The organism is Rummeliibacillus pycnus, from assembly GCF_044359855.1.
In the GTDB taxonomy this organism is placed as follows: Bacteria; Bacillota; Bacilli; order Bacillales_A; family Planococcaceae; genus Rummeliibacillus; species Rummeliibacillus pycnus_A.
Map to the genome: position 1 here is coordinate 66,771 of NZ_CP132291.1, position 15,795 is coordinate 82,565.

The following is a 15,795-nucleotide window of genomic DNA, read 5'->3' on the forward strand; positions in this document are numbered from 1 at the left end:
TGGTATTAATAGTTATCTATTAGGTTATGTCGTGTAGATAGGATAGTTTTAATATCCCTAAGAAAAGGCAATATCAAAATGAAAAAATTGTGCATCACCTTTACATTCAAAAAATACATATGTAGAAAGATTGGATTTTAACAGGGTGATCATACAATAGGAAAAGGAGTGATACTTTGAGTAAATCAGAGAATTCAAATACACAAATGAGAAAAATAGCAAAAAAATTGGTAGTTGCTTCATTTGTTACAGTAATGGGATTATCCAGTTTGCCACAAAATTTTCTTGGTTTTAAGTCTAATTCAATTGTAGCTCATGCTGAAGAATCAAATGCAACTACAACTGATGATATCTGTGATTTAACAAACGTAAAATCAATGTATGCAGCATTAGATAGGATCAACGCATCGTTAAAGGATTCTAAATATAGTGATATTAATTTTTATGATGTATATCAGGTAAACAATAACGCATTATTATCAAAGCTAACTGGTTATACAAAAGTATTAAATGATTTAGGAATTAAAGTAATCACGGAAGATGAATTAACTATAATAGTAGATTTAGTAAACACATATGGTGATATTACCTCTAATACGATTTCACCCGTAAAAGCTTTAAAAATAGTAGATGCATTTCCTTCATCGCAGGGGATTGATCATTTAAAACCATTGGTCACTAAATTATCTACCGTAATAAGAAATAATGTAGTGCAAGAAAAACCGACCCAGTCGTTAACTACCAAATTGGAGGATCAGTTAAAAGGTTCTAACACTCCAAAGGATACAAAAAAATTGATAGCTAGCAGCAGCGAAACATTGAAATATGATGTACCGGTAGAATACAACGAGGACATTGCATTTGCTTTATCCTATCCAAATAATATTTCGACAAACGAAGATATTTTAATGGCATTAAAAGATTCTACAGGCCAATTAGTCGCGGTAAGCTCATTAGTTAAGATAGATGGTACAGATTATCAAGTATTGACTACAAATGTTGATCCAGATCAATATGTTTTAGAAATATATACTTTACCTACAACAGATGTAAGTTATCAAACCTTAAATTTAACAACAGTTAAAAACGTTTTTGGAGGTTATGTTTCTTCGGTAAAAGTAAATACTACTTTAACAGGCACGATAACACCAGTTGGTGGAAGATTAGGTCATATATACACATCCGCTGAAGGTGAACATTTAGAACAAACAATACTAATAAAAGAACCGGGATCATCAATATATGTTCCATTTAATAGCAAAGTGCCTAGTTGGAATTCAGATAATAGATTTAGTCCTACGAAACTGGGAACTTATAGCATAAAAGCTATTGTTAAAAATACAGTTTCAGGACATTCAGCTTCAAATACACTTTCCATAAAAGCAGTAAAAAATATTATACCAAGTGTTAAAAAAATCACTTTAAATAAGACTCAGTATAGACCTGGTGAAAAAATAAAAATTAAAACGACAGCTTCAGGTATTTACCTAGTGTATCAATATTGGTTCGTAGATAAATATCAAGGTTATAAAGTAAAATCATACACTTCTAAAAATACAGCTACCATCAAAGCACCAACTAGGAAAGGCAAATACAAGCTTAATGTACAAGTAAAACAAATCAATGGTAATTTTATCTATTCCGAAAAAGCATTTACCGTGAAATAAATATGAATGATGAAAGGAGTAATTACTTTGATAAAATGTAGAAATGAAAATTTAGTGAAAAATATAGTAGTAGTTTCATCGTTCGTAGCAATTATAGGATTCTCTAGCTTTTCTCAAAGTTTCCTTGGCTATAAGTCTACTTACCAAGTAGCTCATGCAGTAGAAAATGGGGTTTTAGATAGAATTAATAGTGCTTTAAATGAAAGTAATTATAGTGACATTGATTTTTATGATGTATATCAGGTAAATAAGAACGCTAAATTATCGAAGATGAGTATGTATACAAAAGTACTAAAAAATTTAGAAGTCAAAGCGGTTACAGAGAACGAGTTATTTTTAATAGTAGATTTAGTAAATACATATGGTGATATAACCTCTAACACCATGACACCCTTAAAAGCTTTAGTACTATTAGACTTATTACCTTCATTAGAAAACTTGGAACATATAAACCCATTAGTATCAAATTTATCTACAATTATAAGAAGTAATGTTATACAAGAAAAACCAACAAAATCACTAAATGCTAAATTAGTGACGGGTTTAAAAGATTCTAGTACTTTATCAGAGACTCAAAATTTTTCAGCAAGTAGTGGTGATACTTTAACGTATGATGTACATGTAGATAGTTACAAAGAAGATGTCGCATTCGCTTTATCCTATCCAAACAATAATGGAGAAAATAAGACGACAAAAGAAGATATTTTAATGGTGTTAAATGACTCTTCAGGTCAAATTGTGGGATTAAGCTCATTGGTAAATATTGATGGAACTAATTATCAAGTATTAAGTACAAATGTTTCACCCGGTGATTATGTTTTAAAAATGTATGTATTGCCTACAACAAATTTAAAGGATCAAACGGTTACAATGTCATCGGTTAAAGATGTTTTAGGTGGTTATGTTACTTTGACAAAAGCGGAGTTAAGTCTCAAAGGAGTAGTACCTATAGGGTCAGTTCCAGTTTTATCTGCTTCTGCTAAAGGTTCGCATAAAAAATTTACGGTACAAGTCAAAGAACCGGATTCTACAGAATTTGTTACAGTTTATGAATATAAAACAAACTATATAAATTATTTTGCATTTAGACAACCAATGAAACTAGGAATATATAAAATAAAAGTTATTGCTGAGAACACAGTGTCAGGTCATTCGGATTCAAAGATAATAACTTTAAATATGATAAAAGCTGTAACACCTAAGATCAAGAATATAACTTTAAGTAAAACGTATGTGAAACCTGGTGAAAGGATAACAGTTAAAACAACAGCTACAGGTGCAAATCTTGAGTATCAGTATTCTTATAAGGTGAAAGGTTCTCCATATACTTCATTCTACAAAAAGTATAGTTCGGCAAATACACTAACATTCAAAGCACCATCTAAGAAAGGTAAATACGTATTCTCAGTTCGCGTGCAACAGCATAATGGTCCTGATGTAGTTGAAAATATAGTATTTACAGTGAAATAGAAGATTTCATCATAGAGTAAATGGAATTTATTTTTAGAGATATTGTATAAATATAGTTATAGAATATCTCTTTTGTCGCTAAACAGTATGAAGGCACAAAAGACAAAGGAGTAGTATAGAATGGGGAAAATGGTCAATAAATTGGCAGTTGCAGCAATTGTAACAGTGTTGGGGATATCTAGTATAGTAGGGTTTGCGTCCAATTCAATTGTAGCTCAAGCAGCTGAAGCGGATGACTGTGGCTGTAATTTATCAAAAGTAAAATCTATGTATGACGCTTTAGATAGAATCAATACATCATTAAAAGATGAAAAGTATAATGACATTCATTTTGAGGACGTTAATCAAGTAAATTCAAACGCAACATTATCTAATTTGAGCATCTATACAAAAGTATTGAGTGATTTAGGAGCAAAATCGATTACAGAAGAGGAATTATCCTTAATCGTAAATTTAGTAGAGTCGTATGGAGACATTACATCAGAAAAGCTTGCACCATTAACAGCATTAAAGGTATTAGATACTTTACCTTCTTCTGAAAATATAGAGCATATAAAATCATTAGAAACAAAATTAACGACAACAATAAAAAAGAATATGCCGCAACATAAACCAACAAAATCGCTAACGCCTAAATTAGAGGAAGGTTTAAAAGATTCTAAAAAGTTTTTGGATACAAAGAAATTTTTAGCTAGTAGTGCAGACACTTTAAAATATAATGTTCACGCTGAATATAACGAAGATATTGCATTTACTTTATCTTATCCTAACAATAAATCGACTAATGCAGATATTTTAATGGCGTTAAAAGATGCTTCCGGACAAATAGTCGCAATAAGTTCATTAGAAAAATTGGGGGGGGAAAGTTATCAAGTATTAAGTACAAATATTGATAAAGGTAACTATGTTTTAGAAATGTATGTGTTACCGACATCAGATATAAGTGATCAAACATTCACTTTATCATCAGTTCGAAATATATTAGGGGGATTAGTTTCTTCAGCAACCATAAAATTAAGCGATAATGTAACAGGTACATTGGTTGCAGGTGGTCTTTATACTACATTAAGATTTTCGGCTATAGGTGAGCATTTGTCATATAGAGTCGAGGTAAAGGAACCGGGATCTACGAAATATGTACTGTTGAGGGACTGGGGAAGGAAGACAAAATCTTTCGGAGCAAAAAAGCCAGGTACGTATAAAATCAAAGTTACTGCTAAGAACTATGTTTCAGAACATACAAGTTCAAAAACAATCTCAATAAAAGCGGTAAAAGCTGTGACTCCTAAAATCAAGAGTATGACTCTAAGTAAGACCAAAGTAAAACCAGGTGAAAAAGTAACAGTTAATACAATTGCTACTGGTGTAGACTTAGAGTATGGTTACACTTATAAGAATTTGAAAGTCCAATTTCAAGAATTTAGTTTAAACGAAGGATTCATGACTTCAAAATCATTGACATTCAAAGCACCAACTGAGAAAGGTGAATATGAAATTATAGCTTGGGTTAGACAACACAATGGTATGCCCGTTAAAACTCCTACTATATTGACCGTGAAATAGAGGTGAAATTTTATAAGAGTATATTTTGATTTTTCAAAGCATGCTCTTTCTATTAAAGTGGTTACAAAAAAACAGATGCAAACCCAAATGGGTAGCATCTGTTTTTTACATTTATTTCCGCTAACGAATAAATGCCAATTCTTCATGTAATCCATTAACTCGCAAAGTGTTCTTTTGTAAGAGGGGTGAATTGTAGAACCAGAACACCCAAAATTTGCATTACAATTTTGATCATGATTTGACCTAAAATCGCCATCCACACAGCATCCCATGGTACAAATCCTGCACCAAGTGGTGATAATCCGATGATAACAAAAATCGTAGAATCCAAGAAACCACCAACAACACCGCTATATAGAATTCTCATGCTGATGGACGATTTCATTCTTGAATAAATTTCTGTATCAGTTGTCTCAGAAACTGCAAAACTTACCGCACTGGCGAAGACAATCCATAAAGTATCTCCTAATAAATAGCTAGAAATAGCTGATAACAGTAATGCAAGTCCAATAAAAAGATACGTTTTTTTCTTTCCATATTTGTTTTGTACAAGATCTCGCAAGATGAAAGTAGCTCCGATTAGGAATGAGCCATAAGGAATGATAAATATTCCCAAAATAAGTGGGTTAAAACTTGCTGTAATGACATTTGCTAGAACGATAGCTAAGAGATATAAGAAAACTCTCATAAAATAAGACTCCTTTTAGTTAAATAGTTGTTCAAACGAATTAATTTCTTAATTCAAAGATTTGATAAAAAAACACAAACATTAAATGGGCCATTGTTATATGCCAATTAGCACATTATCTATGAAGCGGAAGATGGCGACTCCTGCGGGAAAGCGAGACAGGTGAGACCCCGCAGTGAAGCACGCTACGTGCTTCCGAGGAGGCTCGACGCTCGCCCGCGGAAAGCGCCATCTGGAGCGGCATACAATGTAAATACTAGAAATGAAATATTGTTCGAAATTGACTCAATCAGCTAAAAATAAAAGGGTGCCTATGTAACTCGCCTAACTCTATATAAACTATCCATATCTTTCATCTCCTCCCATATTTCTAAAAATAAGAAGGAACCTAGCAAAATAAAAAACTATATCCCTAAAGATATAGTTATCCCTAGTTTTTTATAGAGGGTTGTTCTAGAACCTCTCTTACATTTAGTAAAAAGTTTTATTTAGTTTCAAAAGTTATTTTACCATATTATCTGATCATTTGTTGATTTATTTTTTAGTTATTGTTGCCTGTTTTTCATTCAACTTATCTCTTTTTATTAGTTGAATTGTGAAAAATAGACGGAATAAATCCAGAAAAAGCATTGATATTTTGTTCAATTTGAACATAGTTATAAAAAGGATTAAAAGGTAAATTGATTATATAAAGATTGAAATTTCAAAATATTGGAGGGGCTCAGATGAAAAAAGTCTTAAACTACATTAACGGTGAATGGTGTGAAGGTTCATCAGGTAAATATATTCCTGTAACAAATCCAGCAAATGGCCAAGTATTAGCAGAAGTAACACAATCTACTAATGAAGATGTAGATAGAGCGGTAACTGCTGCAAAAAGTGCTCAAAAGGAATGGAGTTTAGTACCTGCTCCAGAACGGGCAGAGGTTTTATATAAAGTTGCGAATTTATTAAAAGAAAGAAAAGAAGAGATTGCTCAAATTCTTACAAGCGAAATGGGAAAAGTAATTGATGAAGGTAGAGGAGAAGTTCAGGAAGCTATTGATATGGCTTACTATATGGCTGGAGAAGGGCGCCGTCTGTTTGGAGATACGATACCATCTGAGCTTCGCAACAAATTTGCGATGAGCATAAGGGTTCCAGTTGGAGTGGTAGGAATCATTACACCATGGAATTTTCCTATCGCAATTGCTTCCTGGAAGTCACTTCCTGCACTTGTATCTGGAAATGCCGTGGTGTGGAAACCAGCTACAGAAACACCTATGGTGGCACAGGAATTCGTGAAAATTTATGAAGAGGCTGGTTTACCAAAAGGACTGATCAATCTAGTGAATGGTTCAGGTAGTGTAGTTGGAAGTGCAATGGTCGAGCATCCTCAGATTAATTTAATTTCGTTTACGGGTTCAAATGAAGTAGGGAAGGCAATCAATGGACGTGCAGGGGAGTTATTGAAAAAAACATCTCTTGAAATGGGTGGCAAAAATGCTGTAACTGTTTTAGAAGATGCTGACTTAGACCTAGCAGTAGAAGGGATCTTGTGGGGGGCATTTGGAACAGCGGGACAAAGATGTACAGCAACAAGTCGAGTGATTGTTCACAATGAAATAAAAGTAGAACTGGAGAAGAAATTAATAAGTCGTATTAAAGAATTGAAAATGGGTGATGGACTAGATGAAACTGTAAAAGTAGGTCCTGTTATTAACAGTGCAGCATTAGAACGGATTGATGAATACGTCAAAATTGGCCAAAAAGAGGGGGCGAAACTTCTTACAGGTGGTCAAATTATTAAGGAAAATGGTTTAGAAAAAGGGAACTATTATGCGCCAACTATATTCACGGATGTAACACCAGAGATGAGAATTGCAAAAGAAGAAATATTTGGACCAGTTGTTTCTATTATAACAGTAAATAGTCTAGAAGAAGCAGTCGAAGTGAACAATAGCGTCGAATTCGGTCTTTCAAGTGCTATTTATACGGCAAATGTCAATAACGTATTCGCTGCTATGAGAGATTTGGATACGGGTATTGTCTATATTAATGCTGGTACAACTGGTGCTGAAATCCATTTGCCTTTTGGTGGGACAAAAGGAACTGGAAATGGACACAGAGATTCAGGTGTAGCTGCATTAGATGTATACACTGAATGGAAAGCAGTTTATGTCGATTTCAGTGGGAAATTACAAAGAGCACAAATAGATAATTATTAATCTAGCTCGTTAAAAAAATAGGGTAACCTGTGTTTCTTGTAGGAATACAGGTTATTCTACATAGAAGTTAGGGGTGCAGAGAAATGGAAAAATTAACAGTCGTGGGTTCAGGAGTAATGGGGAGAGGAATTGCATATGCTGCAGCAATTGGAGATTTTCAAGTTGTATTAAATGATATTAACCAAGAGAATTTAGACAAGGCTAAGTTACAGATCGAGAAAGAAATGGCGAAAAGTGTTGAAAGAGGCTATTTGAAAAGTGAACAAGCAGCTACAGCATTAGAAAATTTAGAATTCACAACAGATTTAGAATCTGCAGCTAGTGATTCGGATATAGTGATTGAAGCTGTTTTTGAACTAATGGAACTAAAAATAGAAATCTTTAAAAAATTAGATAAGATTTGTCCCCAACATACGATTCTAGCTACAAATACCTCAACGATGAGCCCAACAGAAATTGCTGCACAAACTTCCAGACCAGAAAAGTGTCTGGCGATGCATTTCTTTAATCCTGTTCACAAAATGAAATTAATCGAAATGATTAGAGGCTTAGAAACATCGGATGAAACGGTAGCTAAGGCAAAAGAAATTGGCGAAAAATTAGGCAAAGAAACGGTAGAGGTGAACGAATTTCCGGGGTTTGTTACAAGCCGTATGAATTGTTTAATTGGAAATGAAGCCATGAATCTTCTAATGGAAGGTGTTGCATCACCTGAAGACATCGATAAAGCTATGAAACTTGGATTGAATCATCCAATGGGACCTTTAGAATTAGCAGATTTAGTAGGCTTGGATACACGTCTTAGAAACATGGAATACCTTTATAAAACATTAGGAGAAAAATATAGACCTTGCCCACTCCTTATTAAGTATGTAAAAGCGGGGAAATTAGGACGTAAAACAGGTTCAGGATTTTATAATTACAAGTAATTATCCAATTTCAGCTGATGGGAGGTCCAAAAAATAATGAGTAGGGAATGTGAAAAACAAAAATCCGCAGAAGAGGCAATAAAAAAGATTCAAAGTGGAGATCGTGTATTGGTTGGTGGATTTGGTATTTGTGGCACTCCTTTTACATTAATCGATACAATTACCGAATCGGACCATGCTAGAGAGCTAACAATTATCAGTAATAATTTAGGAGAAGCAGGTAAGGGCCTAGGAAAACTACTAATTTCCAAGCAAATTAAAAAAGCAGTTGGTTCTTATTTCACAACAAATCGAGACGCTGTAAAAGCTTGGAATAATGGAGAGTTGGAGATTGAACTCATACCTCAAGGCTCACTCGCAGAAGCAATCCGTGCAGGTGGTGCTGGAATTGCTGGGTTTTATACAAAAACAGGCGTTGGTTCCAAGTTAGCTGAAGGAAAAGAAGTAAGAGTTTTTGATGGAGAAGAATATCTTTTTGTTAAAGGGATAAAAGCAAATGTTGCCTTAATCAAAGCAGATAAGGCAGATACAATGGGGAATCTTGTATACTCGAAAACAGCACGTAATTTCAACCCGATGATGGCTACAGCAGCGGATTATGTTATTGCAGAAGTGGATGAAATAGTAGAGGTTGGCACTTTGGATCCTGAACAAATTGTAACTCCCCACTCCTATGTAGACACCATTGTATTGAATGATCGCTATGAAAAAATAGGTGGTGAGTATGTTGAGCGTAGTCGATAATAAACAATCGATAGATCGAGTAAGGATTGCAAAACGTATTGTCAGTGAACTTCACGAAGGGGCAGTGGTAAATCTTGGTGTAGGGATTCCTTCACTTATCCAAAACTATTTAAAGCCAGACAGCAAGGTGTTTCTTCAATCGGAAAACGGTCTATTAGGTATGGGGCCGACACCGAATAAGGATGAGATTGATATGAATCTAATTAGTGCTAGCAAACAGCCAATCTCATTAGGCGTGGGGGCATCCATATTCTCGAGTTCAGATTCTTTTGCGATGATCCGAGGGGGACATATTGATATTGCAGTAATGGGAGCGCTCCAAGTAAGTGAAACCGGTGAGATTGCCAACTGGGCTGTACCTGGTAAGGATATTCTTGGGGTTGGGGGTGCGATGGATTTAGTAGCAAGTGCAAAAAAAATAATAATTACCATGACCCATGTTACGAAAGAAAACACACCTAAAATTGTAAAAAAGCTTACCTATCCAACAAGCGGTATACGTACAGCAGATTTGATTGTAACTGAAAAAGCCGTTTTTCGAAATGGAAATGGGGAATTATTCCTAGAGGAAATTTCTAATGATACCTCTGTTGATGAAGTAAGAAAACTGACAGACGCTCATTTTAGAGTTTCTGAAAATTTACAAACGATGAGAATTGAATAGACAATTCTTTAACGATAATTTCCTTTCTTTTGAAACATTTATCACGAGATATTATATGAGTATGGAGGTGTGGAAAAGTTGCATTTTTCTAATATTATCGTAGAACAGGAAAATAACATAGGCTTTATTAAAATTAACCGACCTGATCAACGAAATGCCTTAAATTTAGAGACATTACTTGAAATCGAAAAGGCGTTAGATAATTGGAAAGTAAATCAAGACATTCGAGTCATCATTTTTACAGGTGTAGGTGAAAAATCTTTCGCAGCTGGAGCAGACATTCGTGAATTGAATAAAAGAGTAATGATCGAAGCACTCCAACCAAATATGACAGCCACTTATAGAAAAATAGAAGAGTATGAGAAGCCAACAATTGCAGCAATAAATGGTTTTGCCTTAGGTGGTGGTTTAGAGTTGGCTCTTTCCTGTGATATCCGCATAGCATCATTGAATGCAAAGATGGGTTTGCCAGAAGTTGGATTGGGTATCATGCCTGGTGCCGGTGGAACTCAACGGCTCACTAGAATAATTGGTAGAGGAAATGCATTGGACCTTATTCTGACGGGTGACATCATTACTGCGGAAGAAGCAGTAAAGCGAGGACTAGTAAGTTGTGCTGTTCCACAAGATGAACTTATTGAGAAATCTAAAGAGTATGCCAACAAAATTAGTTTAAAAGGTCCATTAGCTGTACGTTTAGCGAAAGCAGCTGTAAATCGCGGAGCAGATATTGATATGGATACCGCACTTTACCTAGAAAAACTATCCCAGACGATTCTGATTGGTTCTGAAGATAAACTTGAAGGAACACAAGCATTTCTAGAAAAAAGACATCCACATTTTGAAGGAAGATAAGGAGGCCAATAATGGATTTTACATTACCAGAAGATATTCAATTATTGCAAAAAGCTGTTCATGACTTTGTCCAAGGTGAAGTTGAAAAAGTAGCGATGGAAATAGAGGAAAATGACGAGATTCCTAGTTATATAGTTGAAAAGTCAAAAGAAATGGGTCTATTCGGTTTAAGTATTCCAGAAGAATATGGTGGTCTTGGTCTTAACATGGTTGGAAAATGTGCAATTTACGAAGAATTAGGTAAAACACATAACGGCTATACGACTCTGATTGGAGCACATACTGGAATCGGAACAGTAGGAATTGTCGACCTCGGAACAAAAGAGCAAAAAGAAAAGTACCTTCCGAAAATGGCTAGCGGTGAATGGATTGGTGCATTTGCTTTAACAGAGCCAAGTGCTGGATCAAACGCAGCTAATTTAAAGACAAGAGCTGAAAGAAAAGGAGACAAATTTATCATTAATGGTTCAAAGCACTATATTACCAATGCAGTCTGTGGAAATGTTTTCACAGTTATGGCTGTAACAGATCCGAGTAAAGGTGCGAAAGGGATAACTTCCTTTATTGTAGAAAAGGATTTTCCTGGCTTTATCGTAGGGAATGTGGAGAAAAAGATGGGGCTTCGTGGTTCACATTCTGCAGAACTCTTTTTTGAAAATTTGGAAGTTCCAGTAGAAAATGTCCTTGGTGAAGAAGGTCAGGGATATGTAAATGCATTGAAAATTCTAGCAAATGGACGGGCTGCACTTGCGGCAAGAAACCTGGGCTCTAGTGAAAAACTTTTGGAACACAGCATGGACTATGCGATGCAAAGAATTCAGTTTGATAAACCAATTTTTGAACAGCAAGCTGTTCAGCATATGCTAGCAGATATGGCTGTTGAAATCGAGTTGCTTCGTTCGATGACCTATCGGGTAGCATGGATGACAGATAAAGGTATGAGAGTAGTAAAGGAAGCAGCCATGGCAAAACTATATGGTTCAGAGGTGTACAACCGTGTCGCTGATTTAGCGGTACAGATTCATGCGGGGATGGGTTATATGAAAGAATATCCAATTGAACGATATTACAGAGATGCTAGAATCACGAAAATTTATGAAGGCACAAGCCAAATTCAAAAAAATATTATTGCAGGCGAATTGAAAAAGGAGTTTTTATAACAACTTTTTAATATTTAGCTAAAGGAATCAATTTCATAATTCAAAGATTAGAGTTAAAACACGAACATGAACATAATCGGAAAATTGTTATACGCTATATCTATTAGAACATTGTCTAAGAAGCGGAAGATGGCGAGTCCTCGAAAATGCATTCGCATTTCTTTCGCGCGATGTTATTTCAAAGAGGGTTATTCATTGTCCTGCGACGAAGCTAGCGAAGCGATGCAGGAGCAAAGGGTTTTGGACGAGGAGGCTTACCGCTCGCCCGCGGAAAGCGCCATTTGGAGCGGCATAATAAGCAATACTATATAAAATATAATCCGAATTATTGGGTTGAATATATATCATACGTACTTTTTAGCTAGAAAAGCATTTATAAAATTAACTCAAAGTAAAAATGAATGATAAATAAGGGCTTTTTCAAAAATATGTGCAAGTTTTTCCTATGTTTATTTAAATCGGGGGTGTAAGGATGAAAAATGCAGTAATTATTGACGGTGTAAGGACCGCTATCGGTAGAATGGGGGGAACCCTTAAGGATATTGAAGTAGATTTTCTTTCAGAAAAAGTAATACGTGAGGCTATAAAGAGAAGCGAAATTAACCCTTCTGATGTGGAGGAAGTAGTTTGGGGACATGCAAAGCAAAGCTCAGATGTTCCGAATTTAGCACGACTTGCGGCACTCAGAGCAGACCTTCCTATTGAAGTAGCTGGTTATACAGTTCATCGTCAATGTGGCTCTGGACTCCAAGCATTAAATAATGCTGCACAACAAATCATGTGTGGTTTATCAGATGTCATGATAACTGGCGGTGCTGAAAGTATGAGCACAGCTCCATATTATTTAAGAAAAGCTAGATATGGCTATGGTGCTGGAAATGCAGAGCTAGTTGATCCAAACACTGAAAGTCAGCCACGAGCACAACCAATTGAAGTATATGGAAATTTAACAATGGGATTAACAGCCGAAAATTTAGCAGAAAAATATAATATCAGTCGTGAAGAGCAAGATTATTTCTCTCTTGAAAGCCAACAAAAAGCTACTGATGCGATAGAAAATGGGAAATTTAAAGATGAAATTGTACCTTTTGAAATAAAAATGAAGAAAGAAATCGTCCAATTTGATACGGATGAGCACCCTCGTTTAACTAGTTTTGAAAAACTTGCAACCTTAAAATCTGTTTTTAAAGAGGGAGGTACAGTTACTGCTGGTAATTCAAGTGGCCGAAACGATGGGGCTGCAGCTCTGATCATGATGTCTGAAGAAACAGCTGCAAACCGTGGATTATCACCACGTCTCCGTATCGTATCTCAAGCTTCTATCGGAGTGTCCCCAGAAATTATGGGTATTGGTCCAGTACCTGCAACTCTCAAGGCACTAAAACTTGCTGGTCTAACCTTAGATGATATTGACTTAATTGAATTGAACGAGGCTTTTGCTGCTCAAGCACTTGCTGTCGTGAAAGAATTAAATATTGATCGAAAAAAATTAAATGTTAATGGTGGTGCAATTGCATTAGGCCATCCTATTGGCGGTACAGGAGCTATTTTAACAGTTAAAATCATGAACGAACTTGAACGAACTGGTGGTAGGTATGGTTTAATTACTGCTTGTATTGGTGGCGGTCAGGGTATCGCAACCATTGTAGAAAATCTAAGAGTCTAGTCATTGGAGGTATAGAGGAATGAGTAAACCGCGTGTTCTACAGATTCTCTCAATGTATCATCCTGAAGGAGAAAAGATTTTACAAAAAGGTGCAGAAGTCATCCGAACGGACGATTACAATATTGCTCATTTATGCGAGTGCGTAAAGGATGTAGACGGAATTGTCCTCAGGGCACCAGCGAAAATTACGAAAGAAGTAATAAATGCAAATCCTAATCTAAAAGTAATTTCAGGCGCGGGTGTTGGACTAGATAATATTGATGTAGAGTATGCCACAAAAATGGGAATCCCAGTTCTACATGCACCTGCTGTGAATAAGAGATCGACAGCGGAACACACCGTAATGCTAATCATAGCGTTAGCAAAATCAGTAATTCCCTTCAATGAAAATATGAAAAATGGTAATTATAATTCACGTATGTCTATTAAATCTTTCGAATTAAAAGGCAAAAAAGTAGGATTAATCGGATTTGGGAATATTGCACAAGAAGTTGCGAAAAGCCTAAAACTTGGATTTGATATGGATGTTACAGCATGGGTTAGAAAATACAAACCTGAAAAACATAAAATTGCTCACCAATTAGGAGTAGAAATCAATACGAATATGTACGAGGTATTTCGACAAAGTGACTTTATTTCAATTCATATTCCTTTAAATGATCAAACTAAATATTCTATAGATCAAAGATATTTTGCTTTAATGAAACCATCTGCCTTTTTAATTAATACAGCTCGGGGTGCAATCCTAAATCAAAGTGATTTATATCATGTATTAAAAGAAGGGAAAATTGGTGGAGCAGGTCTTGATGTATTTGATCCAGAACCCCCTGAAAAAGATCTTCCACTCTTAAGCCTACCAAATGTTATTGTTACGCCACATGTAGGTGGAACAACAGTTGAAAGTAATTATATCATGTCATCTACGGTAGCTGAGAATGTAATAAGAGTATTGACAGAAAAACGCCCTGATTATATTGCTAATCCAGAAGTACTGAACACAATTAAACAAGAATAGGAGAATGATGATGGACCATTATTCGCTCGCTTTAATACCTGGAGATGGGATTGGAGTAGATGTTGTCAGAGAAGGAAAGAAAGTATTAGATACGATTTGTAATATTCATGGAGGGATTTCGATATCCTATACTGAATATGATTGGAGCTGTGAATATTATGCGAAACATGGAAGTATGATGCCAGATGATGGTTTAGAAAGATTAAAGGACTTTGATTCAATATTTCTTGGGGCTGTAGGCTATCCAGGCGTACCAGATCATGTATCACTTTGGGGGCTACTGTTACCAATAAGAAGACAATTTCAGCAATATATCAATTTGCGTCCTGTAAAACTATTAAAGGGTATTCAATCTCCACTAGTTGGTAAAACTTCGGAAGACTTAGATTTTATTGTTATTCGAGAAAATAACGAAGGCGAGTACTCGAATATTGGTGGTCGTATGTATGAAGGAACTGATATGGATATGGCTATCCAAAATAGTGTTTTTACACGAAAAGGAGTAGAGAGGGTTTTAAGATATGCCTTTGATTTAGCCCAAAAGAATGGGAAAAGAAGGCACGTTACAGCCGCTACTAAATCAAACGGGATTAATCATACAATGCCATTCTGGGATGAATATGTTCAAAAAATCAATCAAGAATATTCGAATGTAACAAGCAATACGGTTCATATTGATGCTCTTGCAGCTTTCTTTGTAAGTAAACCAGAAATGATGGATGTTGTAGTAGCTTCCAATCTTTTCGGAGATATTCTTACTGATTTAGGTGCTGCTATTGTTGGGGGACTTGGAATTGCGCCATCTGCTAATATTAATCCTGAAAAGGAATTTCCTTCAATGTTTGAACCCGTCCATGGATCTGCACCAGATATCGCAGGAAAGGGAATTGCCAATCCTCTTGCTTCAATTTGGTGTACAAGTATGATGCTTGATCATTTAGGCCATCCAGAATCAGCAAAGGCAATCATCGAGACGATGGAGGAAGTACTTCAAGAAAACGTAGTTACACCAGATCTTGGAGGGCAAGCAACAACGGAACAAGTTGGAGATTCCATTTGTGAGAAGTTAAAAACAAGATTGGGTTAGGCAACGTGGGCATAAAAAGGAGCGAAAGATAATGAGCACACAGAAAAAGTCAAAATGCATGAAATATAATAATAAAATTT

At 35.5% G+C, this 15,795-nt stretch carries 13 protein-coding genes and 1 riboswitch; of the genes, 12 read left to right on the plus strand and 1 reads right to left on the minus strand.

What is annotated here, in order from left to right; all coding sequences use genetic code 11:
• Positions 1 to 176 precede the first annotated feature (176 nt).
• The 3 genes from Q8X41_RS00320 (at position 177) to Q8X41_RS00330 (ending at position 4,700) form a co-directional block, all read left to right on the plus strand.
• Positions 177 to 1,667, plus strand: a complete 1,491-nt coding sequence (locus Q8X41_RS00320; RefSeq protein WP_397538283.1) for a hypothetical protein — start codon at positions 177 to 179, stop codon at positions 1,665 to 1,667.
• A gap of 27 nt (positions 1,668 to 1,694) precedes the next feature.
• Positions 1,695 to 3,137 (plus strand): hypothetical protein, encoded by a 1,443-nt coding sequence (locus Q8X41_RS00325; RefSeq protein ID WP_397538284.1) that lies wholly within the window; start codon positions 1,695 to 1,697, stop codon positions 3,135 to 3,137.
• 120 nt (positions 3,138 to 3,257) lie between these two features.
• Entirely contained in the window at positions 3,258 to 4,700 is a 1,443-nt protein-coding gene (locus tag Q8X41_RS00330; RefSeq protein ID WP_397538285.1) for a hypothetical protein, read from the plus strand.
• A gap of 154 nt (positions 4,701 to 4,854) precedes the next feature.
• Here Q8X41_RS00330 and Q8X41_RS00335 read toward each other — a convergent pair whose 3' ends face one another.
• Positions 4,855 to 5,388: a VUT family protein gene (locus Q8X41_RS00335; RefSeq protein WP_397538286.1), complete on the minus strand. Its 534-nt coding sequence runs from the start codon at positions 5,386 to 5,388 to the stop codon at positions 4,855 to 4,857.
• A gap of 424 nt (positions 5,389 to 5,812) precedes the next feature.
• A riboswitch (PreQ1 riboswitch) is annotated at positions 5,813 to 5,857 on the minus strand.
• Positions 5,858 to 6,113: 256 nt separating this feature from the next.
• Between Q8X41_RS00335 and Q8X41_RS00340 the strand changes: the two genes are divergently transcribed.
• The 9 genes from Q8X41_RS00340 (at position 6,114) to Q8X41_RS00380 (ending at position 15,715) form a co-directional block, all read left to right on the plus strand.
• A complete protein-coding gene (locus Q8X41_RS00340; RefSeq protein ID WP_397538287.1) occupies positions 6,114 to 7,595 on the plus strand; it encodes an aldehyde dehydrogenase family protein in 1,482 nt (493 codons plus the stop codon).
• Positions 7,596 to 7,678: 83 nt separating this feature from the next.
• Positions 7,679 to 8,524 (plus strand): 3-hydroxyacyl-CoA dehydrogenase, encoded by an 846-nt coding sequence (locus Q8X41_RS00345; protein WP_397538288.1) that lies wholly within the window; start codon positions 7,679 to 7,681, stop codon positions 8,522 to 8,524.
• Between the two features lie 36 nt (positions 8,525 to 8,560).
• Entirely contained in the window at positions 8,561 to 9,268 is a 708-nt protein-coding gene (locus Q8X41_RS00350; RefSeq protein ID WP_397538289.1) for a CoA transferase subunit A, read from the plus strand.
• Entirely contained in the window at positions 9,252 to 9,932 is a 681-nt protein-coding gene (locus Q8X41_RS00355) for a 3-oxoacid CoA-transferase subunit B (protein ID WP_397538290.1), read from the plus strand. Before Q8X41_RS00350 ends, Q8X41_RS00355 begins: the two co-directional genes overlap by 17 nt.
• 78 nt (positions 9,933 to 10,010) lie before the next feature.
• A complete protein-coding gene (locus Q8X41_RS00360) occupies positions 10,011 to 10,787 on the plus strand; it encodes an enoyl-CoA hydratase/isomerase family protein (RefSeq protein ID WP_397538291.1) in 777 nt (258 codons plus the stop codon).
• A gap of 11 nt (positions 10,788 to 10,798) precedes the next feature.
• Complete coding sequence (locus tag Q8X41_RS00365) at positions 10,799 to 11,947, plus strand: acyl-CoA dehydrogenase family protein (RefSeq protein ID WP_397538292.1); 1,149 nt, start codon at positions 10,799 to 10,801, stop codon at positions 11,945 to 11,947.
• 472 nt (positions 11,948 to 12,419) lie between these two features.
• Positions 12,420 to 13,613, plus strand: coding sequence for a thiolase family protein (locus Q8X41_RS00370; RefSeq protein WP_397538293.1), 1,194 nt, complete (start codon positions 12,420 to 12,422; stop codon positions 13,611 to 13,613).
• A gap of 19 nt (positions 13,614 to 13,632) precedes the next feature.
• On the plus strand, positions 13,633 to 14,628 hold the full coding sequence (locus Q8X41_RS00375) for a hydroxyacid dehydrogenase (RefSeq protein ID WP_397538294.1): 996 nt from the start codon (positions 13,633 to 13,635) through the stop codon (positions 14,626 to 14,628).
• 10 nt (positions 14,629 to 14,638) lie between these two features.
• Positions 14,639 to 15,715, plus strand: coding sequence for a tartrate dehydrogenase (locus Q8X41_RS00380; protein WP_397538295.1), 1,077 nt, complete (start codon positions 14,639 to 14,641; stop codon positions 15,713 to 15,715).
• The last annotated feature ends 80 nt before the right edge of the window (positions 15,716 to 15,795 follow it).

Excerpts from the sequence above, each read along its gene's own strand:
- Q8X41_RS00330 (WP_397538285.1), top strand. The coding sequence starts at position 3,258 with ATGGGGAAAATGGTCAATAAATTGGCAGTTGCAGCAATTGTAACAGTG.
- Q8X41_RS00335 (WP_397538286.1), bottom strand. The coding sequence starts at position 5,388 with ATGAGAGTTTTCTTATATCTCTTAGCTATCGTTCTAGCAAATGTCATT.
- Q8X41_RS00340 (WP_397538287.1), top strand. The coding sequence starts at position 6,114 with ATGAAAAAAGTCTTAAACTACATTAACGGTGAATGGTGTGAAGGTTCA.
- Q8X41_RS00345 (WP_397538288.1), top strand. The coding sequence starts at position 7,679 with ATGGAAAAATTAACAGTCGTGGGTTCAGGAGTAATGGGGAGAGGAATT.
- Q8X41_RS00350 (WP_397538289.1), top strand. The coding sequence starts at position 8,561 with ATGAGTAGGGAATGTGAAAAACAAAAATCCGCAGAAGAGGCAATAAAA.
- Q8X41_RS00365 (WP_397538292.1), top strand. The coding sequence starts at position 10,799 with ATGGATTTTACATTACCAGAAGATATTCAATTATTGCAAAAAGCTGTT.
- Q8X41_RS00370 (WP_397538293.1), top strand. The coding sequence starts at position 12,420 with ATGAAAAATGCAGTAATTATTGACGGTGTAAGGACCGCTATCGGTAGA.
- Q8X41_RS00375 (WP_397538294.1), top strand. The coding sequence starts at position 13,633 with ATGAGTAAACCGCGTGTTCTACAGATTCTCTCAATGTATCATCCTGAA.
- Q8X41_RS00380 (WP_397538295.1), top strand. The coding sequence starts at position 14,639 with ATGGACCATTATTCGCTCGCTTTAATACCTGGAGATGGGATTGGAGTA.